Here is a 24,736-nt window from a genome sequence, read left to right as displayed (position 1 = left end):
GGCTCAGACCTCATCCTCTGCAATTCTTGTTCTGATGGGAGTTAGTCATGCACGACCTGATAGTTCAATCGCCCAGTAAAGGCGCGGGAGCTTCCCCTGCGCGAGTTGCGACGGCATCGCTCGTCGGGACCGCATTCGAGTACTACGACTTCTTCCTGTACGGGACCGCCGCAGCGTTGGTCTTCAACCGTTTGTACTTTCCGGCGTCCTCGCCCCTTGCAGCGACGCTGGCCTCGTTGGCGACTTTTGCCGTCGGATTCGTCGCCAGGCCGATCGGAGCGGTGATTTTCAGCCACATCGGTGACCGATACGGCCGGCGGATTGGGCTCATTCTCACCATCGTGCTGATGGGCGTTGCTTCCGGGGTGATCGGTCTGGTGCCTACGCATGCCTCGATTGGCGTCGCTGCACCCATTGCCCTGGTCTTCTTACGCCTTTGCCAAGGGCTCGCGGCGGGTGGCGAATGGGGAGGCGCAGTCGTGTTGTCGATGGAGCACGCCCCACCGCGGCTGCGCCCGCTGTACGGGGCTATCCCTATGCTCGGATCACCAATCGGTCAGCTACTCGGCACGGGATTCTTCACTGTCGTGGCGCTACTGCCGGATCCAGATTTCTTCAGCTGGGGTTGGCGGATTCCGTTCCTGGTGTCGTTCGGCCTGTTGGCCATCGGTCTGTGGCTTCGCCTCAAGGTCGACGAGTCGCCAATGTTCGTCGCCTCGAAAGCCGAAGAGGAGCGTGCCGGCGTCGAGGGCACCGGTGCCACCACAAGATCGCCGCTGATTGATGTGATGCTCAATGATTGGCCAAGGGTCCTTCTGGGTTCGGCGGCGGCATTCATCGGTATCGGCGGATACTTTTTGATGACAACCTTCATGATGAGCTACGGGACAACCACGCTCGGACTGTCCCGCAGCCTGGTACTCCAAGCCAGTGCCATCGGCGCATTCGTCGAGTTGGTAGTTATCGCCATCGCGGGCATCCTCTCATCGAAATTCGGGCCCTGGCGCGTGTGCATGTTCGGCTGCGTCTCAACAATTATGGTCGCTGGCCCATGCACTTTAGCTATCGGGTCGGGGTCACCTGGGGCCATCGTCTTTGGAATCGTGCTCGTCATCGGCTGTGTATCCATACCTTTCGCACCCATCGGCGCGCTCTTGGCATCTATGTTCCCGACGCGGACGCGGTACAGCGGAACCGCCGTCTCCTTCAACATTTCGAGTGTCATCGGCGGAGCTACCCCGTTGCTAGCAACCGCCGCCATGTCGCTTGCCGGCGGGCAACTGTGGATGGTGGGCGTGCTAGTGGTGATGGTGGCTGTCGTTAGCGTCATTGGTCTGCTCGGAATCCGAATCGAAATGCGCCGCCACGCTTATCTCTAAGCAAGAGTTCTTACGCCGAGCGACGGTGATGGCGATGGCTGAAAACGAGCTTGATGGCGTGTGCCGCCACAAATGTAACGCGAGAGGTGAACGTGACTCGGACCGACAGTGAATCATGTCCAGATGCAACGGGCCTGGCCGAACTGACAGCGACACAGCTCTCGGAAGGCTTCAGAACTCGTCGGCTTTCCCCAGTCGAGGTCGTCTCGAGCGTCCTCGACCGTATCGTCGCCGAGCAACCGCGGATCAATGCCCTGGTGACCGTGCTCGACCACAGCGCGCGGACTGAAGCACGCGAGAGTGAAAAGCGTTGGCACGAAGGTCGCCCGAAGAGCCCGTTGGACGGTGTCCCCTTCACGATCAAGGATGCGCTCGATCTGGCCGGTTCCGCAACGCGTCGTGGAAGCCGAACGACGAACACAGACCCCGCGACCGCTGAGTCCCCAGCCGTGCAGGCGATGTTGGCCGCTGGATGCATCGCCGTGGGCAAGACCGCAATGGCCGAGTTCGGGTGGACCGCGACGACTGATACTGTGCTGCACGGGATCACGCGTAACCCGATCGACACCACACGTACCGCCGGCGGGTCCAGCGGCGGGTCGGCAGCCGCTGTTGCGGCGAACCTCGGACCAATAAGCCTCGGAACCGACGGTGGCGGGTCGGTTCGCATCCCGGCAGCGTTCTGCGGTGTCGTGGGTTTCAAACCGACGCAAGGCCGGGTGCCACTGTGGCCTCCGACGCCGTACGGCGCACTCGCGCATGTGGGTACCTTCACCCAAGACGTCCCCGACGCCGCGGCAGTTTTCGAGGTTCTCACCGCATTCGAATACTCCGCCGGAGTAGACAGATTCATCGGCTGGAACAGCCACGCTCGTGAACTACCCGTGCGCAGCGTCAAGGAGATGCGTGTAGGGGTCATTGAGCGGAACTCCTCGGGTGCCACCGAAGACGTGACACGCTCAATTGCGGAGTCCGCCGATTACTTCCAGGCGATGGGCGCCGACGTCACCGACGTGGGTCCCGTGTGGGATCAAGATGAGGTTGAGGCCGCGTTCCTCGTCTTGTGGCGATCCGGTCTGGCCGGGATTCACGCGTCGATGTCCGCCGCCGATACAGAGCTTCTGGATCCGAGTATGGCGGCGGTCGCTCGGGAAGGCATGCAAATCACCGGCGCTCAATACGCGAACGCGCTGTCGGTCTGCGCACGTTTACGCGAACGCATGCATCGGATCCATCAACGGTTCGACATCTTGCTTTCCGCAACAACCCCACAACCCGCTCCCCGTGTGGGCGAGCAGAGCGATCCGCATGGACCGGCGCTGACGTGGCCGAAATGGTCACCGATGACCTATCCGCTTAATATGACCGGGCAGCCAGCAATTTCAGTGCCGGGCGGAACCAGCCGAGAAGGGTTACCCATCGGGATACAGATCTTCGGCGACCTGCATCAGGACGCGCTCGTTCTGGAATCCGCTCAGCAGCTAGAGAAGTACCGAGCGATGGATCCGAGGGCGTGACGGATTTCGGACCCGGCGCGGGGCCAAGACTGGTGAAAGAATAGGAGGCGCAGTGATAGACGTCGATCAGCATCGCCTCGCGATGGGGCAGACGAACAGGGCCACGTGCCCATTTCTGCCTGCATACGCACCGCCTTCGGTCATGTTCGTTCGCGGAGAGGGAACATGGCTCTGGGACGCGCGGGGACGACGCTACCTCGACATGGTGGCCGGGGTTGCAGTGACGAGCCTCGGCCACAGCCACCCGAGGGTCGCAGCGGCGCTGGCGAGCCAAGCCAGACGGCTTTTGGCTGTCAGCAACTACTACGCCACCGATGTAGCCACCGACGTCGCCGAGCAGTTGACCGGATTGCTCGGCGGCGGGCAGGTGTTCTTCGCGAACTCGGGGGCAGAAGCAAACGAGTGCGCCCTGAAACTGGCTCGCCGTCACGGTGGGCAGGAGCGCCCGATGATCGTTACCGCCCAGCGGTCTTTTCATGGGCGGACATTCGCAACCCTGGCCGCAACGGGACAGCCGTCTCGGCACGAGCCCTTCGCACCGATGTCACCCTGGTTTCGATACGTCGAATTCGGCAACCAGGAAGCTCTCGAGGCTGAGCTGGCCGGCGGCGACGTCGCCGCGGTGCTGCTGGAGCCCGTGCAAGCCGAAGGCGGTGTACATATTGCAACACAACAATATTGGGATCGCACCCGCGCCCTGTGCGACCGTTACGACGCGTTGTTGATGCTCGACGAAGTGCAGACCGGCCTGTGTCGCACGGGAGCCTGGTTCGGACATCAGCTATACGACCTCCGACCAGACGTAGTGACGTTAGCCAAGGCCCTCGGCAATGGTGTGCCAGTTGGCGCCTGCTGGGCAAACAGCAAGGTAGGAACCGGATTTCGTCCCGGCCTACACGGCAGCACTGTCGGTGGCCAGCCCCTCGTCATGGCCGCTGCGCGGGAGGTCCTTACGATCATGGACGAGATGGACGCGCCGGCATTGGCCCGGCGCGCCGGTGACCGTTTGCGAGTCGAACTGACACGGGTAGCCGGCATCGCCGAGGTCAGGGGCAAGGGGCTTCTCTTGGCAGCAGAACTCGAAACTGGCCAGGCGGGGGCAGTGGCGGCCGAATGCTTGCGCAATGGACTGGCGGTCAACGCGGTAACAAGTAGTGCGCTGCGCCTCACGCCCTCGCTGCTGATCAGCGATGCGGAGATCACCTTCGCCTGCAAGGCCATCGCGACAGCCATCGCCGAAGTTGCGGGGAAAAGGCCCGTGGTCATGCCACCTACATGTCAAAGCGGGTAGGTAATGTACTGAACCGACATGGTGGAAAACGATGCAGTTCACTCGGTTGGCGACGCCGAACAGATGGAACCAGTCATGACGGACGGTGATGGGCGCAATGTGGTAGGTCGAAAGCCGGGCCGCCCGAGAACGGCTAAAGACGGCGCTAACGTGGGCGAATCCCCTCGCCCTCGCCGTGGTCGTCCCCGCAAAGAACACACGACCAAGGTCGTCGTCGCCAGCGCCGTCGAGTTACTTCTTGAACGTGGTTACGGGGCTTTTTCCATCGAGGCGGTCGCCGAGCGCGCCGGAGTGACCAAGCCGACGATCTACTTGCGTTGGAGCAATCGGTACGAGCTGCTGCTGGATGCATACCGTGCCGTAATCACCGAGCTCGACCCGCCTGACCTCGGTGATCTACGAAAGGAACTGCGCTGGCTTCTCACCGCGCGAGCCAAGATCTACGCGGCTCCCGGTGCGGACAAGGTGTTGGCTGGGTTGGCCAGCGCAGCTACGGATGACGAAGCCTTCCGAGTAGCGGCCACCGAATCGACCGCGCGCCTGATGGCCCCCTCGCGAACGATACTGAAGCGCGGTGTTGCGCGGGGTGACGTACGGCCGGAAATCGACGTTGATGCCGCCTCCACGCTAATTGCCTCCCCGATGGTGTACCGGCGGATCTTCGAGATGACCGAAACATCGTCAAAGCAGATCGACGAATTTTGCGATCTGCTGATTCGCGCGCTGGAAACGAGGTAGCACATTCGCATCGCCCGGCCTGAGGAATCACCTAGGTCAGACACTCGTTATCCCGGACTACTGTGGTGTCAGCAGAGTGCTGCCAGAAGCGCCGCCGGAGAACAGTGTGTACGCCGCATTTGTCGGTAGGCGACACTTCGTAGGGCTAGTGAAGTCCCTGCCAGTGACACACTAAAGATGCTGTACAACCGCCTCGCCATCGACCCTCTGAGTGCTTCATCCCCGCGAATCGAAGTACATACCTCCGCGCTCAGTGCCCCGTCGAATTCGTGCCCGCCGGATGGGCGGGCTCACTGCCGAGTATGCATGGTGCAAACCCTGTCACGAGTTGCTTGGAGAAACCGTTATGAACACTTCGAATGCCGCTGCCCTGCAAGCCGGAATCGGTACTGCGCGCGTGAAGCGTGGGATGGCCGAGATGCTCAAGGGCGGCGTGATCATGGACGTCGTCACACCCGAACAGGCGCGCATCGCCGAAGGTGCCGGAGCGGTGGCGGTGATGGCATTGGAGAGGGTTCCCGCTGACATCCGCGCACAGGGTGGCGTGTCACGGATGAGTGACCCGGACATGATCGAGGGCATCATCTCCACCGTCACTATCCCAGTGATGGCCAAGGCCCGGATCGGACACTTCGTGGAGGCCCAGATCCTGCAGGCACTGGGGGTGGATTACGTCGACGAGTCCGAGGTGCTCACGCCCGCCGATTACGCCAATCACATCGACAAATGGGGTTTCACCGTGCCGTTCGTGTGCGGGGCCACCAACCTGGGCGAGGCGCTGCGCCGGATCACCGAGGGGGCGGCGATGATCCGCTCCAAGGGCGAGGCCGGTACCGGAGATGTCTCCAACGCGACCACTCACATGCGTACGATCGGCGGGGAGATCCGCCGGCTCACCTCGTTGAGCGAGGACGAGCTGTTCGTGGCCGCCAAGGAGCTGCAGGCCCCGTATGAGCTGGTGGTCGAGGTGGCCAAGGCAGGCAAGCTGCCGGTCACGCTGTTCACCGCCGGTGGGATCGCGACCCCGGCCGACGCTGCGATGATGATGCAGCTCGGCGCGGAGGGTGTGTTCGTTGGGTCAGGCATTTTTAAGTCCGGCGACCCGGCCGCGCGCGCCGCGGCGATCGTGAAGGCCACCACCTTCTACGACGATCCCGAAGAGCTGGCCAAGGTCTCCCGCGGCCTCGGGGAGGCGATGGTCGGCATCAACGTCGACGACATCCCGGCCCCACACCGTCTAGCAGAACGCGGCTGGTAGCGAAGAATCACCCTGTGCTGCGTCCATCGTCGCCCCGAATAGGTCAGCTTCGCCGCCAGGCGAAGGACGAAGCTCCGCAGTAGTAGGCCAAAGACGCGCCTTGGTCATCCCCCGTCCGAGCGAGGCCGAGGCGGCCGGCGAGGCGACCCCGTCAGGACCGCGCAGCTACCCATCTGTGACTGGCGTGGAGAGGTGCGCGGTGCCATAGCCCGTCACGTCTTTCAAGTCCTAGAAGACACGGTGCTGTCAGAGCACGGTAGGCAGCAAGTTGCCATCAACGTTCCCAAGCGTTATTCGGACTCATGCCGCAGGCGACTTCCTTCGAGGCAACACATTGTCACGACCGCTACGGCATCGGCGACAGTCTGTGCCTTATCTAGGTGGTCGCCATCACTCACGGTGGACTACACACCCCTGCGCACTCAACCCGTTAGTCAACCCGGTGAGCGGAATCAGAGAAAGGATCGTCAGATGACGAGCGACCCGAAGAGCGATTCGACTGACGAGATCGTGAATTTCGTCGGAGGGCGCACGCAGAGATCGGTCACCGACGAATTCACCCAGCTAATCGACCCGACGACCGGCGAGGCCAACGGTCGAACACCCGTCACGGGACCCGCCGAGGTTGATGCCGCAGTCCGCTCTGCAGCCGACGCGTTCGAAACGTGGCGACGCGTCACACCCGGAGAGCGTCAACGCCTGCTGCTTGAGTTAGCAGATTCCGTACTGGCGCACAGCGACGAGTTAGTCGCCTTGCAGGCCAGGGACACTGGGCAGCTCAAGCGATACATCGCCTCCGAGGAAGTAGAGCAAGGCGCAGATCAACTACGGTTCTTCGCGGGTGCGGCGCGACTACTCAACGGAGCGGCAACGGCTGAGTACCTTGAGGGACACACATCGAGCATCCGACGGGAACCCATCGGAGTCATCGCTCAAGTGGCGCCATGGAACTACCCGTTCGGTATGGCCGCGTGGAAGATCGCACCAGCTCTGGCAGCCGGCAACACCATCGTGCTGAAGCCGAGCGAGACGACCCCTCGATCCACCGTTCTGCTGGCTCAACTGGCCGGAGAGATCCTCCCTCCGGGTGTCTTTAATCTCGTCAACGGTGACGCCCGCACCGGGCGGTGTCTAGTCGAACACGAAATCCCCGCAATGGTGGCGATCACCGGCTCGGTCCGCGCCGGCATCGAGGTTGCACGTTCAGCCGCGTCACGGCTGGCGCGAACGCACCTCGAGTTGGGCGGAAAGGCACCCGCCGTGGTGTTTGGCGACAGTGACGTCAAGTCGGCTGCCGAGGGAATCGCTTCGGCAGCCTTCTTCAATGCGGGTCAGGACTGCACCGCCGCGACGCGGGCGATCGTTCATCGTACGGTCCTCGACGACTTCACAGAGGCTCTCGTCTCCGAGGCGCAGAGTCACCGTCCCGGCGCCCCCGATGACACGTCGGCGGCACTCGGACCCTTGCAGAATCGGCAGCACTTCGACAAGGTGGCGAACTTCGTGTCCACACTGCCCGAGCACGCTTCGGTTCTGACCGGCGGTGCTCAAGTGGGTGATCGTGGGTTCTACTTCGCTCCCACTGTCATCTGCAACGTGTCCCAAGACGACGCAATTGTTCAGCAGGAGGTTTTCGGGCCCATCGTCACAATCCAACCGTTCGACGACGAAGCAGAGGCGGTCCGGCTCGCGAACGGTGTCCCCTACGGCATCGCCGCCAGCGCGTGGACTTCAGATCACGGTACGGCAACGCGGATTAGCGGTGACCTTGACTTCGGCTGTGTGTGGATCAACGATCACTTGCCGTTCGTATCGGAGATGCCTCATGGTGGCTTCGGGATCTCGGGTTACGGAAAGGATCTGTCGGTATACGGATTCGAGGACTACACACGCGTCAAGCACGTCATGAGTGCACACCGCTAGCGGATATCCCCGGGCCTTTCCGATGAAGACCTATTACGTTCGCGTACAGAGGAATTGAACATGGCGATCCATGGCCATCGTTTAGGATCGCGGCTGAACGAGACGCAACAGGTAGCTCCGGACGCCGCCGACTGGCCTCGTCCGCAAGTCCGATCGCTCGGTGTACTGATCAGCGGTGTTCGAGCTATTTCATTGCAGACAGCAGGCTTTCGAACGCGCCAAGTCGCTTATCGAGGATGTCGACGTCCATCTCGACATCGTGAGCCAGCGCCTCCCGAAAGAGTGAGTAGCCGGAGAAGGTGGTCGCGATGAGCGCCAAGTCATCGGCGTCCGCGGGAAAGTGGCCTCGCGCCTTATCGCGCTCGATCGTCTTCATCGCGCCCGAGATGTCGATCAGGATCTGGAGCTTATTGTCTCCGTCGAGTGCCAGCAACGCTTCGAAGGCGGCGAGACCGCCCCCGTGGATCACCGACTCGGAGGTGCCTCGACGCCGAGCAGCGAAGGGTAGGTCGCGAGCCTCCCCCAGCTCTACCCTGATCTCTTCGATGCGTTCGACCAATGCGGCCCGGGACAAATCGCGTCGAGATCCGAAGTACATGTAGATCAGGCCGCGGGTCACCTCTGCCTCATCTGCTAGCTCGCGGAGATTCAATCCGGACAGAATGCCATCGCGTTCCATGATGGAGCGGGTGGCTTCGATGAGCTTCGCCTCCGTAACGGCTCTTTCACCGGATCCACCACGAATTACCCTGCAGTCGAACATCTTTCGATGATGAGGCCATTCGCTTCCATTTTCTCCAACAAACTCAATTCGGTGGCTACCCCGTGCCATCGTAAGTGTCGGCACGCCTGATAAGTATGCGCTGGGCGGTCACCGAAGTGTGCGCCCTTTGCTTCCTGTCGGCGAGCTGACCGTGGGTCGCAGAAGGGCGAGAATATGTTGCAGCCGACGGAGTTTCAGAAAAACCGTCGGCGCGAATCGATAATCCGGCAACGTAACGACCGCGCGCGGAAGTTACTGATCCAGAACTGCAACACTTAACCTCAGGAGTGGCCGAAATCTACTCCGCGGCAGCACTTGACGTAGATCACGGCACGCGCCATAGTGAGAGTCAGCACAATGAGAATTCTTCGCTCGGGTGAGTGAATCGATTGCAGGGCAGTGGTATACGACGCTCTCAAGGGATTCATGCAGGCCAACAGGGTGCACGGAGAATATGCCGCGTTTCCGTGCATCGGTTGGAACGGGTCGATTTGACAATCCAGATCAACGGTCAGCATCTGCATCAATCCACAAGCGTTTCAACATATACCACGGCCTAACAGGTGCCAGTTTGATGCGGCGCCCCATATCAGTCAGAGAATGCGGCTCTTAGAGAATCCGCCACAAGACCCAGGAGCACTGTTGCAAGCCCTAGATCGCACCGGCCTCGAATCGAGTTCGTCGGCAACGAAGTCAAAAAGTAATGGCGAGAGCGCGGGCCCACCCGAGCAGACGCGACAACGCTCGAAGAACGAGCGTGGAGTGGCAATGAGCCGAGCAAAGCCCGCGATCATCGCGGCTACGTGGATGCTCGTTCTTCTCGTCGCGTGGATGCTGGTGGCGCGGTTCATCGACGATAGAGTGATCCTTCCGGGGCCCGGCGAGGTGTGGTCTCGTGCACAGCAGCTGTTGTTCGCGTCGGGATCGACGATGTGGACCGACGTCGGATACAGCATCACCCGCGTTATGACCGGATGGGCACTAGGCATCGCCGTCGGCGTACCTCTCGGTGCGCTGATGTCGACAAATCAATACCTACGCATCCCCCTCGATCTGATACTGCAAGCCGGACGCGCCGTTCCACCGCTCGCCTTCATCCCTCTCCTGATCGTGTGGCTGGGCATTGGCGAGACATCGAAGATATTCCTCATCTTCGTGGCCACGGTGCCCATCATCACGGTGGCAACCGTGGCCGGCATCGAAGGGGTCGACAAATCGTTGGAACGCGCAGCTCTGACACTGGGCGCCTCGCGGTGGACACTGGTCCGCAAGGTCGTGATCCCCGCCACAATCCCCGACATCATCACCGCAATGCGAATTTCATTGGGCCTTGCGTGGAGCTGCGTCGTTGCAGCGGAACTCATCGCCTCCACCGAGGGCATCGGTTACCGAATCTTACAAGCCGGACGGTATCTGGAGACCGAGACGATCTTCGTCGGGATCATCGTCATCGCCGTGCTCGCGCTGATCAGTGACATCAGCCTGCGGCTGCTCTACGGCCTGGCATCACCCTGGCGGGGGACGGCATGACATCGACTCAGCAATCCGAGCTGGAGGAACACGACGTGGACATCGCCCTGCAACTCAAGGACGTGGCATACAGCTATACCGGTAAGCGCAACGACGCACCCATCTTGCGGGGGGTGTCCTTGGACATCCACGCCGGTGAGTTTGTGTCGATAATGGGGCCTTCGGGCTGCGGAAAGTCAACACTGCTGAACATCGTTGCAGGCTTCGAGGAACCTAGCGCCGGGACCGTCACAAGCGCCGGCAAGCTGGTTGCCAAGCCGGGGCCAGATCGCGGCTTCGTCTTCCAGAAACCAGCGCTGTATCCGTGGATGACAGTCCGGCAGAACACCGAGTTCGGGCCCCGAGCCAGGAAGGTCCGCCGCGACGTTCGGCGAAATGCCGAAGCGATGTTGGCCGAAGTCGGCTTGGCGGGCTACGAGGACTACAAGACCTACGAGTTAAGCGGTGGGATGCAGCACCGAGTGGCAATCGCGCGCACTCTGGTCAACGAGCCTCAAATACTGCTGATGGATGAACCTTTCGCCGCTCTGGACGCGCAAACACGCACTGAAATGCAGGCACTCGTTCTCGACATCCGGCGACGTCACAACTCGACCGTGTTGTTCGTCACGCACGACATCGAAGAAGGACTTCTGCTCTCAGATCGCGTCGTGATCCTCGGGAGTCGCCCGGCGCGGGTCGTCGACATCATCGACGTTGACCTCGAACGACCACGGACCTATGACACGGTTGCCACCCCGGCCTTCATCGACCTCCGCCTCAAGGTCCGAAACCTCATCGCGCAACAACAAGCGCTGCGCGATTCGGCGTAGCGAACGAAGAAGGACACAATGAAAATCACCACCATCACCGCCATCGCCATGGTCATGATCGCCACCTCTGCCTGCACGTCGCAGTCCGATAACGCCGACGGCTCGTCCGGTACGAAGACGATCGGCATCTTCAATCAACCCAGCACCTATCGCGCCGGAAGTTTGACGGGAAAGTTCGTCGACCTCGACATCAAGACCGCAGTGATCGATTCCGGCCCTGCAGCGCTACCGCTGCTCAAGCGTGGCGATCTTGCGGCTCTGACCGACGTGGTTGGGCCGACAGCGCTCATCGCGCATGGCAACAACGTGGCGTCCAAGATCGTCTGGGTCACCAGTGACGCCATCTTCAAGGTGGTCGGCGGTCAGAACGTCCGGTCGGCCCAAGATCTAGTGGGTAAGAAGGTTGCCGTTGTTCCAGGATCGATCCTCGAGTACGCCCTGATCTCCTTCCTGGATAAGAACGGGATGAACATCGATCAGTTGCAAATCGTCGACCTCGCTCCGGAATCGCAGCCGGCGGCATTGCGGACCGGACAGATCGACGCCGCAGTCGCTTGGGAACCAGCGAGCACCGACATGCTCGCTGCCGGCGCCAACGAGCTGGGCAGCCAGCGCGATCCTCAATTCGTGATGGTTTCACAAGCCTTCATCGACGACGACCCCGAGTTCGTTCAGAAATTCGTGTGCAACTACGCCGCCTCTCAGACGGCGATGCTCAAGGATCCGGATGCCGCGTACACCGCTATGCAGATGGACATGCACATCCCAACGGACAAGCTGAAGCTGCTCCTTCCAGTCGAATTCGTGCTGGACCCGAACGCGGCACTGACGCAGCTGTCGTCAACACCCGAAAAACTGAGCCCGCTGGGAGAAACTCTGGTAGCCGAAGGGCAGTACTTCGCCGCCCAAGGGAAGATTCCAGCGGCGCCGAGCCCCTCAGAGATTCCCGACTTCTTCGACAAGTCCTTTGCGGAAAACACCGTGGCGGGGAAATGCTAGTCGGAAAGCCACATATCAGCGAGCATCCGTCGACGACCCCGTGCACTGAACGATAGTGAAGGAAGATCCCGTGCAGAACAATCCCTCCCGCGTCAACCTCCCTCAGCCGGTTCCCGCACCGAGCGCACGAAACCCCGAGGCGCTGTACGTCAGCGACACCGATTTGCCCACCCCTGCCAAACCCGGGCTGCCCGCTCCGACAGGCGCACCCAACGTGCTCGTCATTCTTCTCGACGACATGGGATTCGGCGCATCGACCGCGTTCGGGGGTCCGTGTGAGATGCCGACGGCAGAGCGCCTCGCCGGTGGCGGCGCCAAGTTCACACGGTTTCATGTCAATGCCATGTGCTCACCCACTCGACAGTCGCTGTTGACCGGCCGCAATTCTCATGCCGTCGGCATGGGCGCCATCTGCGAACTCTCGACTACCGCACCCGGCTACACCGGAGTGCGCCCGGATAGCGCGGCAACATTGGCGCAGGTCCTCCTCGCCAACGGATTCAGCACGGCGGCCTTCGGCAAGATGCATCAGACACCGATGTGGGAGGTCTCGCCGGCGGGCCCGTTTGACCGCTGGCCAACGGGTGAAGGCTTTGAAAAGTTCTACGGTTTCGTCGGGCCCGAGATGAATCATTGGGATCCACTGCTCTACGACGGCACGTGCCCGGTCGAACCCAATAGAGACCACGATCCCAGCTATCACTTGTCGGAGGATTTCGCCGATCAGGCCGTGCAGTGGCTCGACATGCAGCGTGCGCTCGGGCCGAACAAGCCGTTCTTCCTCTACATGTCGATGGGAGGCACCCACGCGCCGTTGCACGTGCCCGATAGCTGGCGCGACAAGTACCGGGGCGCCTTCGCAATGGGATGGGACGCACTGCGCGAGCAGACGCTGGCGCGTCAGAAGGCTATGGGGATAGTGCCCGAAGAGGCAGTGCTGTCGCCGTGGCCCGATGGTCTGCCGCACTGGGACGAACTGAGCCCGGACGCTAAGCGGGTCGCGGAGGTGTATATGGAAACCTATGCGGCGATGGCCGAACACACCGACGCCCAGATCGGGAAGGTCGTCAACGCGCTGCAGAGCAGTGGGCAACTCGACAACACGCTGATCTTCTACATTCTCGGTGACAATGGCGCTTCCGCCGAAGGGTCGGTCAACGGCACCCTCAACGCGGACCGCAGCTACAGCGGTATCGACGACGACATCGATTACCTCGTGGAACATTTGGACGAGGTGGGTGGACCCAAGTCGTACCCTCTGTATCCCGCCGGATGGGCCGTTGCGACATGCACTCCGTATCAGTACACCAAGCAGGTCGCCTCGCATTTCGGGGGGACCCGGGACGGGATGGTCGTTCACTGGCCGGCCGGCCTGCAGGCGCGTGGTCAGCATCGACATCAGTGGCACCACGTCACGGACCTGTACCCGACCGTGCTGGAAGCTGTCGGCGTGCCTGCGCCCGAGAGTTTTGCAGGCGTGGCTCAGCAGCCCGTCGATGGAACGAGCATGCTGTACACGTTCGAGGATCCCGAGGCCGCAGACCGGCGGCTGACACAGTACTTCGAGACCATGGGCAATCGCGCCATCTATCACGACGGATGGATCGCCTCGGTCAAGCACCGCACTCCCTGGTCCAGCGCGGCGCGGCCCGACATGCGGACCGAGAGCTGGCAACTCTACGACTTGACCAACGACTGGTCGCAGGCTATCGACATCGCCGAGCAGAATCCCGACAAGCTCGCTAGGCTCAAGGAACTGTTCATGATGGAAGCCGCACGCAACAGCGTGCTTCCTATCGATGATCGCGGCTTCGAGCGCATGAGCCCACAACTGGCGCCGCGTCCGGCACGCGACGGCACCGCCAACGATGAGATGATCCTCAAGCACGGCATGACCAGGATCTACGAAGACGCGGCCATCAACCTGAAGAACTGCACCCACCGGGTGACGGCCACCGTCGAGGTGGGTGCCGATGGCGGTGACGGCGTCATCGTGGCACAGGGGGGACGATTCGGGGGGTGGGCGCTGCATATCGTCGAAGGCCGACCGGTGTACACCTACAACTACTTCGGGCTCTGGACTGTCGACGTCGAGGCTGCAGATCGGCTGAAACCCGGAATCCACGTCATTGAGATGCACTTCGACTACCGCGGGTCCGGCATGGGGGGCAACGCTGAACTCGCTCTATGGGTCGATGACACACCGGAATCCTCGGGCAACTTGGCCGAAACGATGCCGCTGGTGTTCTCCAGTCACGAAACACTCGACGTGGCAACCGATCTAGGAACCCCCGTCTCTTCTCGCTATGACGATAGGTCGCCAGCCTTCAGTGGACGCGTCGTGGAGGTCAAACTCAGCGTCTCCGACCGGGCGCCCGACGATGCCGAACGCAGACTGAACCATCGAGTCGCTCAGCAGTAACAGCCGCCATGGATACGGTCGTAATACCTGGCGGTATTGCCCAGCTGGGTAGCGATCTCCATTATGCAGAGGAGCGGCCGCGGCGTAACGAGCGGATCGGGTCAGTGGTGTTCGACGAACATCCCGTGACCAACGCCCAGTTCGCTGAATTCGTTACCGCTACAGGACATTGCACGATTGCGGAACGTCCGCCGGAGGCCGACGACTTCCCCGACGCTCCGCGGCACATGCTGGTTCCCGGCTCGATGGTGTTCACCGCATCCACAGGGCCGATCGACCTCGGCGACTGGACTCGATGGTGGCGATGGCAGCCGGGTGCATGTCGTCGCGCACCATTAGGTCCGGACTCGGACTGGAGGAGGTCACCCGATCATCCTGTCGTCCACGTCGGGTGGGCAGATGCAGATGCTTACGCTCGGTGGGCCGCCAAACGCCTACCCACCGAGCAGGAGTGGGAGCACGCGGCGCGTGGCGGACTTCGCGACTGCCAGTACGCCTGGGGCAGTGAGCTGACACCCGCTGGGGTGATGATGGCCGACATTTTGGGTCGGGCGGTTCCCGTGGAGACGCCACCATGGTGGTCATCCCTACACGACACCCGTCAAAGCGTTCCCGGCCAACGCATACGGGCTCTACGACATGATCGGCAACGTGTGGGAGTGGACGAGCAGTACCTGGACGGCATCACACGAGCGCAGGGCGGCCGGTACACGCCCCGAATCGACATGTTGTGGATCTACATCGCTGCGGGTCGACGATCGAAAGGTGACCAAAGAAGGATCCTTTCTGTGTTCGCTCGATTACTGCAGGCGATACCGTCCATCGGCGCGACAGGGACACGGTGCGAACGATACGAGTTCGCACGTTGGATTCCGGTGCGTGCAGTCAGTACCGTCGCGTTAGGCGCACTCCGGTGATCGACGAGATTGATCAGGACATCATCTTAGAGCTGCGGCGAGACGGAAGACGCTCATGTGCAGGCGTCGCCAAAGGCGCCGGGATATCTGAATCCGCAGCGCGGCAGCGTATTCGGCAACTGCTGGGATCGGGCGTAGTCAGAGTCGTCGCCGTGGCCGATCCGCATCGCTTTGGATTAGCGCGCCGCGCCAGGATAGGCATATGCTGTACCGGAGACACCACTAAACTGGCTGACCGGCTCGCTGGCCTATCCGCAGTCTCCCACGTCGTTCTCACTGCCGGTTCCTTTGATGTCGTCATTGAAGTCGACTGCGTGGATGACGATGCACTCCTAGACCTGATCAGCAACGAACTGCGCGTGTTACCCGGTGTGCTCTCAACCGAGACGATGGTGTGCTTGAAGGTGTTCAAAAACCATGGGCGCGGCGTGCACGCGGACGCGGGAGGGACGGATGTCGTGGTCACCCGCGCACCACTCCAACCCCCTTTGAGGCGAAGTTGATTGGCGATGCGTAGCATCGACGTGGCATCCGGCGGTGACCAGATAATGGTTACACGTCACGTTGAGCGCGTACCCAACACCAAAGTCGCGGCACGTGGTGCGCAGAGCGGTATCCGCGCCGTACTCGTCATTGCCGGCAACCCATGAACCAGGACCTAGGCAGCCAACACCTTGACGATCATCCGCTGGGCCAGTTGCAGTTTGGTGGCGAACTCGATGTCGTCGGGGACACCGGCGTGAGCCAGCTTGCCGGGGCCGTCGGTCCAGGATTTCGGCAGGTACAGCGAGACATCGATCAGGGCATGTCGGTGAGCACCGGCGTAGGCCGCGACCTGCGAGTTCTCAATGCGTCCGCGATGCCAGTGTACTGGCGGTGTACACGGACGGTCGCGGTGCCCTTTTCAGGTTCCCTGTCGCGTCAACGACCAACGCCATCTGCTGGGCGACGGGGTCCATATGTCCGCCTCGATGCGCGGGGGATTCGATGCTGACCGGGCCTGCTGCAGCCGTGCCACGCCGAGACAGGTGCCCTCCACATCCGCGGAGATTCGGGCGTAGATCGCCGACCGTACCGCGGTGCGTTGACCGGGCGTTTTCACTTTTACCGTAATGGTAATTTAGCGACGTTTGAGCTTGGTCCCGTCGGTCTGCCGTTACGCCGGCACAACCGATCGTGCGTCGAAGTCCGTGCTCACTATCATATTCGCACGTCGGGCAGTCCCCACTGCGCGGGTCGGATCACGCAACTGTGAGAGGCACATGAATTCTGGCACCCGGCACGGCAACTCGTTTTACCCATCCGGCCCGACGAAGGAACGTGACGCGGTGTGTTGACGTTGAACTGTTCGTGAAGGCAATCACCTATTCCCAGACCGGCGACAGTTCAGTGTTCATGATCAAAGATGTCGACGTTCCAGAGCCCGACGAAGGCCAAGTACGCGTGCGCATCGTGTACTCCGGTGTGAATCCGACCGATTGGAAGTTCCGAAAAGGAATGATTCCTGGCCGAGAGCTTGGATTCCCAGAGGTCGTGCCGAACCAGGACGGTGCCGGCATCATCGACGCGGTCGGCTCTGGGGTATCCGACTTTGCCGTCGGTGACCGGGTCTGGGTGTACCTGGCGCAGCACTTACGCCCTTCTGGTACTGCGCAGGAGTATGTGGTGCTTCCGTCCTCCAACGTTGTAGCCCTATCAGACGAGACCAGCTTTGAAATTGGAGCCAGCTTGGGCGTGCCGGCTATCACCGCGCACCGGACGCTGACCGTATCGGAGGATTGGCCTTCGCGTCTGCACCCCGGCGCGCTGAACGGCGCCACGGTTCTCGTCGCCGGCGGAGCCGGCGCCGTTGGTCATGCGGCGATCCAGCTCGCCCGATGGGCAGGCGCGACAGTGGTCACGACCGTCAGTGGGCCCGAGAAAGCGGCTCTGGCGACGGCGGCCGGTGCGAATCACGTGGTGAACTACCGATCCGACGACGCGGCGGCCGAAATTCGACGCGTTGCCCCCAACGGCGTTGACATCATCGTGGAGGTGGCACCGGCGCAGAATGCGGCGTTGGACAGGGCGGTAGCCTCCACTCGCGCCGTAATCGCCGTGTACGCCGACAACGGCGGCAACCGCATCGAACTCGACATCCGCCAGAACATGACACTCAATGCTCGCTACCAGTTCCTGGTTCTCTACACCGTTGGTGAGCAAGCGCTACGCGCCGCCGCCGAAGACGTCACCGCCGCTGCGCGCGACGGTGCTCTCGGTGTCGGGGAAGACTCGGGCCTGCCACTTCACGTGTTCCCTCTTGAGCAGACCGCCTCAGCACATGATGCCGTGGAGGCCGGCGTGACAGGCAAGGTCTTGATCCGAGTAGCCGAATGAGCGATCAGGTCAGTTCCCGCCCTCGCGTCTCCGGGCTCATCAGCGTTGTGACAAGCCCGATGACGACCGAAGCAATCGCGTAGACCGCGAACATCCAGGAGAGATCACGCTCGGCGAGCCAGGTTGCGATGTAGGGAGCGGTGCCACCGAAAATCGCGACTGTGAATGAATACGGCACGCCGATGCCCGACGCGCGCACGGCAGTGGGAAAGAGTTCGGCGAAGTATGCGGGCATGACGCCCACGGACGCGCCCAAGAAGAACAGCGCGATCGACATCACCACGAAGAGCCGGACCGGCGAGTCGTTGATCGCGGCAAACAGCGGGAACGAGAGCACGATGAACGCGATCGAGTACGTCATGAAGATCGGTCTGCGTCCATAGCGGTCGGAGAGCTTGCCCCACAGGGGAAGTGTCGCCATGAAGACAAGATTCGCGGCAAGGGCCGCCCACAGTGCCCCGCTCGCAGGAACACCGCGGGTGCTGATGGCAAATCCCGTGATGCCGATGGCCCACATGTTGTACACGATCGTGATGGCAAACGTGAGGCCGATCATCCGTGCCAGATTGGCCTTGTTGCCACTCAACCCACGCAGCAGCTCTTTGGTCGAGGTCGTCCGCAGCGGTGCCTCGGTACCGCCGGAGTCCGATTCGGTGAGAAAAGCCTCGGTCTCGGGAAGCGTCCGACGCAGGTAAAGCCCGACGAAACCGAGCACCCCGCCGATCAGGAACGGTATCCGCCAGCCCCAATCATGCATGGCCGCGGTGCCCGTGAAGGAACTGGCAGCGGCCCCGATCAGGGTGGCCAAGACGACGCCGGCGGTCACCGCGATGTACATGCTCGTCGACCACAGCCCGCGCCGGGCGGTCGGCGCGATCTCGGCGACGTAGGTATAGGACGCCGCAATCTCGCCGCCGTGAGCGAGGCCCTGCGCAAGCCGTGCCACAACAAGGATTACGGCAGCCCACACTCCGACCTGAGAGTCGACAGGGGCGATCCCGATCAGGAGGCTGCCCGCCGCCATCAGCATCATGCACGCGGTCATCGAGAACCGGCGCCCGTATCGATCGGCCAGCCACCCGAAAATGAACCCACCGACCGGCCGCATCAAGAACCCGACGGCGAATACGGCCAGCGTCGACAACAATGCTCCGGCGCCGCCGTCGTCGACGAAGAACTGCGCGGCAAAGAACGGGGCGAAGATCGCGTAGACGCTCCAGTCGTACCACTCGAGCGCATTGCCGACACCCGCGCCCAGCAGTGTGCGCACCGGGCGCAGTGGCGGTGGGTCATGCCGGATGGATTCGTCGCTGAGTTGTTGATGGGGAATGGTCATTGCGGCTCCTTTGGCAGGTGAAATCGCCGCCTCGGCGGTAGAGCGCCCGGCGGTCCGTATGAAGGTGTGTCAGGCCAGCGGCGGGCGGCGCAGTTGGGCGGCTCGTATCACGGCGCGGACCGCATTGACGTATCCGGTACAGCGGCACAGGTTGCCGCTGAGGGCTTCTCGGATCTGCGCGACAGACGGGTCCGGATTGCGGTCGAGCAGATCGGTGGCGGACAGCAGCATGCCGGGCAGGCAGAAACCACACTGAAAGCCGTACAGCTCGGCGAAGGCTTGTTGCACCGGATTGGGTTCGACGCCGTCGGCGAGCGCGGCGATCGTCTGCACTGTGGCGCCGTCGGCCCGCCCTGCCAGGGTCAGGCAGGTCTTCACGCACCGCCCGTCCACCATGGCGGTGCAGACGCCGCAGTCGCCGTTGCGACAACCGGCCCGCACCCCCGTCAGTCCTAGTTCCTCGCGCAGAACGTCGAGGAGCGTCAGGTCGGCCGCAACCGTGACCCTCACATGCTTCCGGTCGACGGTCAGATCGACGGTGACGGCATCGACGCCCACAAATTTCTCACTCACAGTCGGTATCCCGTCGCTCCAGGGCCGTACGCACGGCGCGCACCGCGACTTCGGGGGCGATGCGTCGGCGATAGGTCCAGTCCGCACGGAGGTCCGACCAGCGTTGCGCTACCGGTAGGCGGTCCAGTTGATCCGTCACCGCGGCACGTACGCCGTCGTAGTTGCTGTCGAACATGTTCTCTGTCAGTGGTATTCGGTGCGGGATGCGGGACACCCCACCGAGTACGACGCGCCCTGGAACGATTGCCGCGGCGGTGACCACCGGCCACGAAGACTCGGATGCCTTCACCTTGACGTAGCCGGATCTACCGGGTTGCGTAGAGATGCGCACAGCCGACACGAATTCGGTTGGGGCCAAGCCGGTTTTCTCCGCGTCATGGAGGAATGCAGAAGCGCTCACCGTGCGTGTTCCTGCCGTCGATTTGACCACCACCTCGGCGGCGAGCGCGACCAATGCGGCCGGGATGTCGGACTGCGGCCGCGCTGCGCACAACGCACCGATAATCGTCCCCTGATTACGGATCTGGACGCCGCCGGTGATTCCGGCGCACAGGCGGTGTAGCAGCGGAAAACGGAGTCGGACCTCGGCGGACTCCAGCAGCTGCTGATAGCAGACCAGGGCGCCGAGGTGAAGCGAACCGTTCTCCACGACAAGACCATTCAGTCCGGTCCGCCCCAGATCGACAACCTCGGGGGCATCGATGTCGCCGCGGGCGAGGGCGGGCACGGTCAACGTTCCTCCGCCGATCACGACGGGTTCACCCCCGCCGGCGACGATGCGCGCCAAGCTGTCGGCGATGTCGTGTTCGTTGCGAGGTAGCGTCACACGGAACGTACTCATGGGCCGCTATCCGGCTCGGGCATCAACGCCAGTACCGCCGGAGGCGACAGCGGAACCATCGTCACCGCCGCAGAGACACCGGGCACGCGGTGCAGCGCGTCGTCGACGGCGTTGGCGACCGCAGCGAGGGCTCCCCCGACGCCGGCCTCGCCGGCGCCCTTGGCCCCCAACAGCGTGTACGGCGCCGGTGTCTCATGGTGCCCGATGACGAAGTCGGGCAGGTCGTTCGCCCTGGGCACCAGGTACTCTTTGAACGACGACGTTGTCAATGCCCCCGTAGTGTCGAAGCCGCTTTCCTCAAATAGCGCCAGGCCCACTCCCATAGCGATCGCGCCCTGAAGTTGCCCCTCGACCAGCACCGGCTGCAACACCCGTCCGCAGTCGTGGACTGCGGTGAGGGCGCACACCTTGACCACGCCCGTGTAGGCGTCCACGTCGACGACCGCCACGTAGGCGCCGCTCGAGAAATACGGATAGCTGTATTGGAACGCAGGGTCGTCAGGCGGTGTGGGATGGTAGCTGCGCGTGCGTGAAACCAGCCCGTCCGGGCCGCCGGCGGCCCGTCTGCACACGTCGCCCAGAGCCAACGGCACGCAGCCTTCGGCGCGCACCGCATTGTCGGCGAGCCATACCTGGTGCTCGGCCACACCCAACATGTCGGCCGCGGTCGCGCGAAGGTCGGCGGCCACGTCTTGCGCCGCCAGCACTACCGCTGCTCCACCGACGGCAGCCCCACGGCTGCTGGCGTTTCCGGTACCGGGAGGGCACACCTCGGTGTCGCCTTGGACCACCCTGACATTCGTGGACGTGGTACCCAGTACGTCGGCAGCCAGCCCGGCCAGTACCGCGTCGTTGCCGCCGCCCGGATTGGTGACACCGCTGAGCACCGTGACGTGACCCTGTGCATCCACGCGCACGGTTGCCGCTTCGGCGGCAGCAACGGTGGCGGGACCACCGACGGTCGACCGGCCGGATGCGTGCCCGCCCCCTTCAGGAGTGATCTCCACGGCGATGCCGACCCCGCGGACCATCGGGCCGCGGGCCGCGGCCGCGGCCACACAGGCACCCGGGTAATCGGCGAGGTCCAACGCCTGATCCAGCACGGCGCTGAAGTCGCCACTGTCGATCTGGTATCCGGACGGCATCCGGTGCGGAAAGTGTTCGGTCTGCAGCAGATTCCGGCGCCGCACCGTGGCGGGATCCAAGTCCAGGTGGCGGGCGATCTGGTCCATGACGCGCTCCATCACGAAGATGGGCGCCTCCTTGCCGAACCCTCGGCACGAGTGCCACGGCGGCAGATTCGTCGCCACAACGCTCGACCGGACGTCGACGTGTGCGATGTCGTAGGCCGTCGGGAAGGCCGCGGCACTGACGTAGGCTTGCCGCCAACCCGGCGACACCGATCGCGCGCCCACCGGTACCACCATGTCGTCGAGCAACGCACCGATCCGGCCGTTCTCGTCGAAACCGACTCGGACACGGTGGAACTGCTCGCGAGCGCCACCCAGGAAACACTCGGCCCGCGACTCAATCCACTTGACCGGACGCTCACACAGCATGCTCATCACGCAGATGAGCGGCTCTTCCACCTGACCGGTCATCTTCAGCCCGAACGATCCCCCGACGGGGGGAACGATCACGCGGATCGCCGCGATGTCGAGGCCGAGCACGTCGGCAAGTTCGGCGCGTAATTGAAACGGTTGTTGGTGGGACGCATGAACTGTCAGCTGCCCGGCGGCCCGGTCCCACGACGCCAGATACCCGCGCGCCTCCAACGGCGCCGTGGTGCTACGGCCGAGGACGAATTCGGTTTCCAGAACATGAGGCGCAGACCGAAGGGCCGCGTCCGGCGTACCGCTACAGAAGTGGTTCTCCGCCAGGACGAGAGCAGAGTCGTCGACCGAAAGCTGTTCGCGGTCCCAGAATCTGCGCGGATCGATGACAGCAGGCAGATCGTCATACTCCACCGCCACCGTGGCCGCCGCGGCGCGCGCTGCCCGGGGATTGTGCGCCGCCACCACGGCGATGGGCTCACCGACGTAGCGCACCTCGTCGATCGGCAACGCGCGCAGTGGAACATTCTGCGCCCCAAGTAGTTCAGGTTCGCCGAATTGATACGGCAAGATGGTGAGGAGTTGCGCGGCCTCACGCCCATCGAGCACACGCACGACTCCGGCACACGCCCGCGCCTCGGTCGTGTCGACACCAACGAGGCGGGCGTGGGCACGGGCGCTGCGCACCACCGCCATGTGCAGCAGCCCCTCAGGCCGCAGATCGTCGACGAACGCCGTCTGGCCAGAGACAAAGTCGAAAGCGTTTCGCTTCGGCCATATTCCCGCGGTGGCGGTCGTGATGTTCATCGTTCTCCTCGTCGAGATCGATTGGGGTGACGATCAGGAAAGGCCCCGCGCCCGGGCGCCTTCCTTCCCTCAGCTCTTCATGCGGGCGATGCCTTCCAGTGCGAGCCCGTAACCGAGCAGACCATGCATGCGCTGGCGCAGATCCTCGGTGAGCACGGTCCGGGTGTAGCGGCGCACCAAGCGCGGCTGGGCCATCAGGGTGGCGGCCAACTCCCGCGCGCGTCCCAACAGCTCTGCGCGCGGCAACACTTCGTTGACCAAACCGATGTCGCGGGCCTCCGCCACGGACAATCGCTGTCCGGTGAGCAGGAAGTAACTGGCCCGGGTCGAGCCCATCAGCAGCGGCATGACGATGTGCATGCCGTCTCCGGGAACCATCCCGCCGGGAAAGTGCGCGGTGTCCTGGAAGTAGGTGTCCTCGGCGGCGAGCACGATGTCGGATACCAAGGGAATTTCGGCGTGCCGGACCGCGGGGCCGTTGATGGCCGCGATGATCGGCGCCTGGATCGAGAGCAGATTGGGCAGCAACTGCTTGCCCTCCCATTGGATGGGATCGTAGGTCTCCGGGGTCATGATCTTGCGGTTGGGATGCTGCCCCGGCGCGATGGCGGGTCCGCTGAACTCATCGCCGGTGCCGGTCATGATGATGACATCGTTCTCGCGGTCGCGGCCGATCTCAAGAAACGCTTCCTCGAACTCGTTGTGCGCCAACAAACTCCACTGCAGCGGACCACCATCGGAGTGGAAGTGCAATTCCAGGACGCCGTCGGTGCGCTGCATGCGGATCGTCTTATACCGATCCTTGTAGGAATCGAACGAGGTAGAACCGCGCTCCAGGTGCGTCATCGCGGCCGCGTGGTCGGCGGTACTGGTCACTGGTGTGCTCCGTTCTGGTCGTCGAAAATGGCCACCGCACGCGTCCAACCGGCGGATGCGGCGTGGATCTTCACGGGGAAACAGGCGATGGTGAAGCCGTGGTCGGGTAGTTCGTCGAGGTGTCGCAGTTTCTCGATCTGGCAGTAGCCGGTCCGGCGGCCGGCCTTGTGCCCCTCCCAGATGATGGAGGCGTCGCGATCACGCGCGTAGCGTTCGGCGACGAAGGAGAACGGCGCATCCCAACTCCACGCGTCTGTGCCAACCACGCGCACACCGCGGTCACACAACCACAGGGTCGCCTCCCGGCCCACGCCGCACCCGCTCTGCGGGTATTGCGGGGTACCGAACTGCTCGCCGGCCGAGGTATTGATCACGACGATGTCCAGCGGCTGCAGCCGGTAGCCGACGCGGTCGAGTTCCTGCTCGAGGTCGGTGGCGGTGACGACGTAACCGTCGGCGAGGTGGCGGAAGTCCAATTTCACGGCGGGCCGCATGAACCAGTCCAGCGGCATCTCGTCGATGGTCAGTGGGCGACTACCGTCCTCCATCATCGACGAGTAGTGCCACGGCGCGTCCACGTGCGTCCCGTTATGGGTCGACAGGTGCACGGTTTCCAGCGCAAAGGCCTCGGCATTCGGCAATTCGTCCGGTTGAAGACCGTCGTATCGACGCTGCAACATGGGAAGCGTGTCCTGGTGGCTGATGTACTCGATGGAGAATTCGTACCCCGGCGGATCAGCGGGAACGTCGTTCTGCAACGACATCGAGATGTCCACGAAGCGGGCCATCGCTGAACTCCCTTCACGTTTCACGGTGACGCATCCC

The 24,736-nt window shown here is 62.8% G+C and carries 20 protein-coding genes and 1 pseudogene; 13 read left to right on the top strand and 8 right to left on the bottom strand.

The genetic code is table 11. The features are described 5' to 3' along the window. The first annotated feature begins 47 nt into the window (after nt 1–47). From M1247_RS26270 to M1247_RS26245, 6 genes are all read left to right on the top strand, one after another. Entirely contained in the window at nt 48–1,379 is a 1,332-nt protein-coding gene (locus M1247_RS26270; RefSeq protein WP_317159338.1) for an MFS transporter, read from the top strand. Between the two features lie 53 nt (nt 1,380–1,432). Then, nucleotides 1,433–2,896 (top strand): amidase family protein, encoded by a 1,464-nt coding sequence (locus tag M1247_RS26265; RefSeq protein WP_317159337.1) that lies wholly within the window; start codon nt 1,433–1,435, stop codon nt 2,894–2,896. A 52-nt stretch (nt 2,897–2,948) separates the two neighbouring features. After that, nucleotides 2,949–4,187: an aspartate aminotransferase family protein gene (locus M1247_RS26260; RefSeq protein ID WP_317159336.1), complete on the top strand. Its 1,239-nt coding sequence runs from the start codon at nt 2,949–2,951 to the stop codon at nt 4,185–4,187. An 18-nt stretch (nt 4,188–4,205) separates the two neighbouring features. After that, entirely contained in the window at nt 4,206–4,925 is a 720-nt protein-coding gene (locus M1247_RS26255; RefSeq protein WP_317159335.1) for a TetR/AcrR family transcriptional regulator, read from the top strand. 346 nt (nt 4,926–5,271) lie between these two features. Continuing rightward, nucleotides 5,272–6,183: a pyridoxal 5'-phosphate synthase lyase subunit PdxS gene (gene pdxS / locus M1247_RS26250; RefSeq protein ID WP_317159334.1), complete on the top strand. Its 912-nt coding sequence runs from the start codon at nt 5,272–5,274 to the stop codon at nt 6,181–6,183. A gap of 471 nt (nt 6,184–6,654) precedes the next feature. Next, nucleotides 6,655–8,106, top strand: coding sequence for a gamma-aminobutyraldehyde dehydrogenase (locus tag M1247_RS26245; RefSeq protein WP_317159333.1), 1,452 nt, complete (start codon nt 6,655–6,657; stop codon nt 8,104–8,106). A gap of 184 nt (nt 8,107–8,290) precedes the next feature. On the opposite strand, the gene M1247_RS26240 is transcribed toward M1247_RS26245, so the two are convergent. Beyond that, complete coding sequence (locus M1247_RS26240; RefSeq protein WP_317159332.1) at nt 8,291–8,869, bottom strand: TetR/AcrR family transcriptional regulator; 579 nt, start codon at nt 8,867–8,869, stop codon at nt 8,291–8,293. A gap of 768 nt (nt 8,870–9,637) precedes the next feature. On the opposite strand from M1247_RS26240, the gene M1247_RS26235 reads away from it, so the two are divergent. The 6 genes and pseudogenes from M1247_RS26235 to M1247_RS26205 all read left to right on the top strand — a co-directional run bounded on the left by M1247_RS26235 (nt 9,638) and on the right by M1247_RS26205 (nt 16,052). Next, nucleotides 9,638–10,399, top strand: coding sequence for an ABC transporter permease (locus M1247_RS26235; RefSeq protein WP_317159331.1), 762 nt, complete (start codon nt 9,638–9,640; stop codon nt 10,397–10,399). A gap of 35 nt (nt 10,400–10,434) precedes the next feature. Then, on the top strand, nt 10,435–11,211 hold the full coding sequence (locus M1247_RS26230) for an ABC transporter ATP-binding protein (protein WP_317159330.1): 777 nt from the start codon (nt 10,435–10,437) through the stop codon (nt 11,209–11,211). Nucleotides 11,212–11,229: 18 nt separating this feature from the next. Continuing rightward, entirely contained in the window at nt 11,230–12,210 is a 981-nt protein-coding gene (locus tag M1247_RS26225) for an ABC transporter substrate-binding protein (RefSeq protein WP_317159329.1), read from the top strand. Nucleotides 12,211–12,280: 70 nt separating this feature from the next. After that, nucleotides 12,281–14,632: an arylsulfatase gene (locus M1247_RS26220; protein ID WP_317159328.1), complete on the top strand. Its 2,352-nt coding sequence runs from the start codon at nt 12,281–12,283 to the stop codon at nt 14,630–14,632. A gap of 8 nt (nt 14,633–14,640) precedes the next feature. Further along, nucleotides 14,641–15,535, top strand: a pseudogene (locus tag M1247_RS36475) (formylglycine-generating enzyme family protein). Between the two features lie 10 nt (nt 15,536–15,545). Continuing rightward, a complete protein-coding gene (locus tag M1247_RS26205; RefSeq protein WP_317159327.1) occupies nt 15,546–16,052 on the top strand; it encodes an Lrp/AsnC family transcriptional regulator in 507 nt (168 codons plus the stop codon). A 155-nt stretch (nt 16,053–16,207) separates the two neighbouring features. Here the strand turns inward: M1247_RS26205 and M1247_RS36470 are convergent, their stop codons facing one another. Further along, nucleotides 16,208–16,399 (bottom strand): transposase, encoded by a 192-nt coding sequence (locus tag M1247_RS36470; protein ID WP_410506946.1) that lies wholly within the window; start codon nt 16,397–16,399, stop codon nt 16,208–16,210. Between the two features lie 500 nt (nt 16,400–16,899). On the opposite strand from M1247_RS36470, the gene M1247_RS26200 reads away from it, so the two are divergent. Continuing rightward, nucleotides 16,900–17,925 carry an NADPH:quinone reductase gene (locus tag M1247_RS26200; protein WP_317159326.1) on the top strand — a complete coding sequence of 342 codons (1,026 nt, stop codon included), beginning with the start codon at nt 16,900–16,902 and terminating at the stop codon, nt 17,923–17,925. A gap of 4 nt (nt 17,926–17,929) precedes the next feature. Here M1247_RS26200 and M1247_RS26195 read toward each other — a convergent pair whose 3' ends face one another. From M1247_RS26195 to M1247_RS26170, 6 genes are all read right to left on the bottom strand, one after another. After that, nucleotides 17,930–19,261 (bottom strand): MFS transporter, encoded by a 1,332-nt coding sequence (locus tag M1247_RS26195; protein WP_317159325.1) that lies wholly within the window; start codon nt 19,259–19,261, stop codon nt 17,930–17,932. Nucleotides 19,262–19,330: 69 nt separating this feature from the next. Beyond that, nucleotides 19,331–19,834 carry a (2Fe-2S)-binding protein gene (locus M1247_RS26190; protein ID WP_317159324.1) on the bottom strand — a complete coding sequence of 168 codons (504 nt, stop codon included), beginning with the start codon at nt 19,832–19,834 and terminating at the stop codon, nt 19,331–19,333. Beyond that, the gene (locus tag M1247_RS26185) at nt 19,827–20,675 is read right to left on the bottom strand and encodes an FAD binding domain-containing protein (protein WP_317159323.1); all 849 of its coding nucleotides are present in this window, start codon (nt 20,673–20,675) and stop codon (nt 19,827–19,829) included. Before M1247_RS26185 ends, M1247_RS26190 begins: the two co-directional genes overlap by 8 nt. Then, on the bottom strand, nt 20,672–23,035 hold the full coding sequence (locus M1247_RS26180) for a xanthine dehydrogenase family protein molybdopterin-binding subunit (RefSeq protein ID WP_317159322.1): 2,364 nt from the start codon (nt 23,033–23,035) through the stop codon (nt 20,672–20,674). Before M1247_RS26180 ends, M1247_RS26185 begins: the two co-directional genes overlap by 4 nt. A gap of 69 nt (nt 23,036–23,104) precedes the next feature. After that, entirely contained in the window at nt 23,105–23,911 is an 807-nt protein-coding gene (locus M1247_RS26175; RefSeq protein WP_317159321.1) for an enoyl-CoA hydratase/isomerase family protein, read from the bottom strand. After that, a complete protein-coding gene (locus tag M1247_RS26170; protein ID WP_317159320.1) occupies nt 23,908–24,699 on the bottom strand; it encodes a cyclase family protein in 792 nt (263 codons plus the stop codon). The genes M1247_RS26175 and M1247_RS26170 overlap by 4 nt, the downstream gene beginning before the upstream one ends. Between the last annotated feature and the right edge of the window lie 37 nt (nt 24,700–24,736).

The organism is Mycobacterium appelbergii, from assembly GCF_032883035.1.
GTDB lineage: Bacteria > Actinomycetota > Actinomycetes > Mycobacteriales > Mycobacteriaceae > Mycobacterium > Mycobacterium appelbergii.
The sequence above is the reverse complement of the archived record's forward strand: the minus strand, read 5'-3'. Positions and strand labels throughout refer to the sequence as shown.

Bases quoted from the DNA above. Each gene is read 5' to 3' on its own strand.
- M1247_RS26180 (WP_317159322.1), bottom strand. From the start codon at position 23,035: ATGAACATCACGACCGCCACCGCGGGAATATGGCCGAAGCGAAACGCT.
- M1247_RS26170 (WP_317159320.1), bottom strand. From the start codon at position 24,699: ATGGCCCGCTTCGTGGACATCTCGATGTCGTTGCAGAACGACGTTCCC.
- M1247_RS26225 (WP_317159329.1), top strand. From the start codon at position 11,230: ATGAAAATCACCACCATCACCGCCATCGCCATGGTCATGATCGCCACC.
- M1247_RS26185 (WP_317159323.1), bottom strand. From the start codon at position 20,675: ATGAGTACGTTCCGTGTGACGCTACCTCGCAACGAACACGACATCGCC.
- M1247_RS26195 (WP_317159325.1), bottom strand. From the start codon at position 19,261: ATGACCATTCCCCATCAACAACTCAGCGACGAATCCATCCGGCATGAC.
- M1247_RS26245 (WP_317159333.1), top strand. From the start codon at position 6,655: ATGACGAGCGACCCGAAGAGCGATTCGACTGACGAGATCGTGAATTTC.
- M1247_RS26255 (WP_317159335.1), top strand. From the start codon at position 4,206: ATGGTGGAAAACGATGCAGTTCACTCGGTTGGCGACGCCGAACAGATG.
- M1247_RS26235 (WP_317159331.1), top strand. From the start codon at position 9,638: ATGAGCCGAGCAAAGCCCGCGATCATCGCGGCTACGTGGATGCTCGTT.
- M1247_RS26270 (WP_317159338.1), top strand. From the start codon at position 48: ATGCACGACCTGATAGTTCAATCGCCCAGTAAAGGCGCGGGAGCTTCC.
- M1247_RS26240 (WP_317159332.1), bottom strand. From the start codon at position 8,869: ATGTTCGACTGCAGGGTAATTCGTGGTGGATCCGGTGAAAGAGCCGTT.
- pdxS (WP_317159334.1), top strand. From the start codon at position 5,272: ATGAACACTTCGAATGCCGCTGCCCTGCAAGCCGGAATCGGTACTGCG.
- M1247_RS26265 (WP_317159337.1), top strand. From the start codon at position 1,433: ATGGCGTGTGCCGCCACAAATGTAACGCGAGAGGTGAACGTGACTCGG.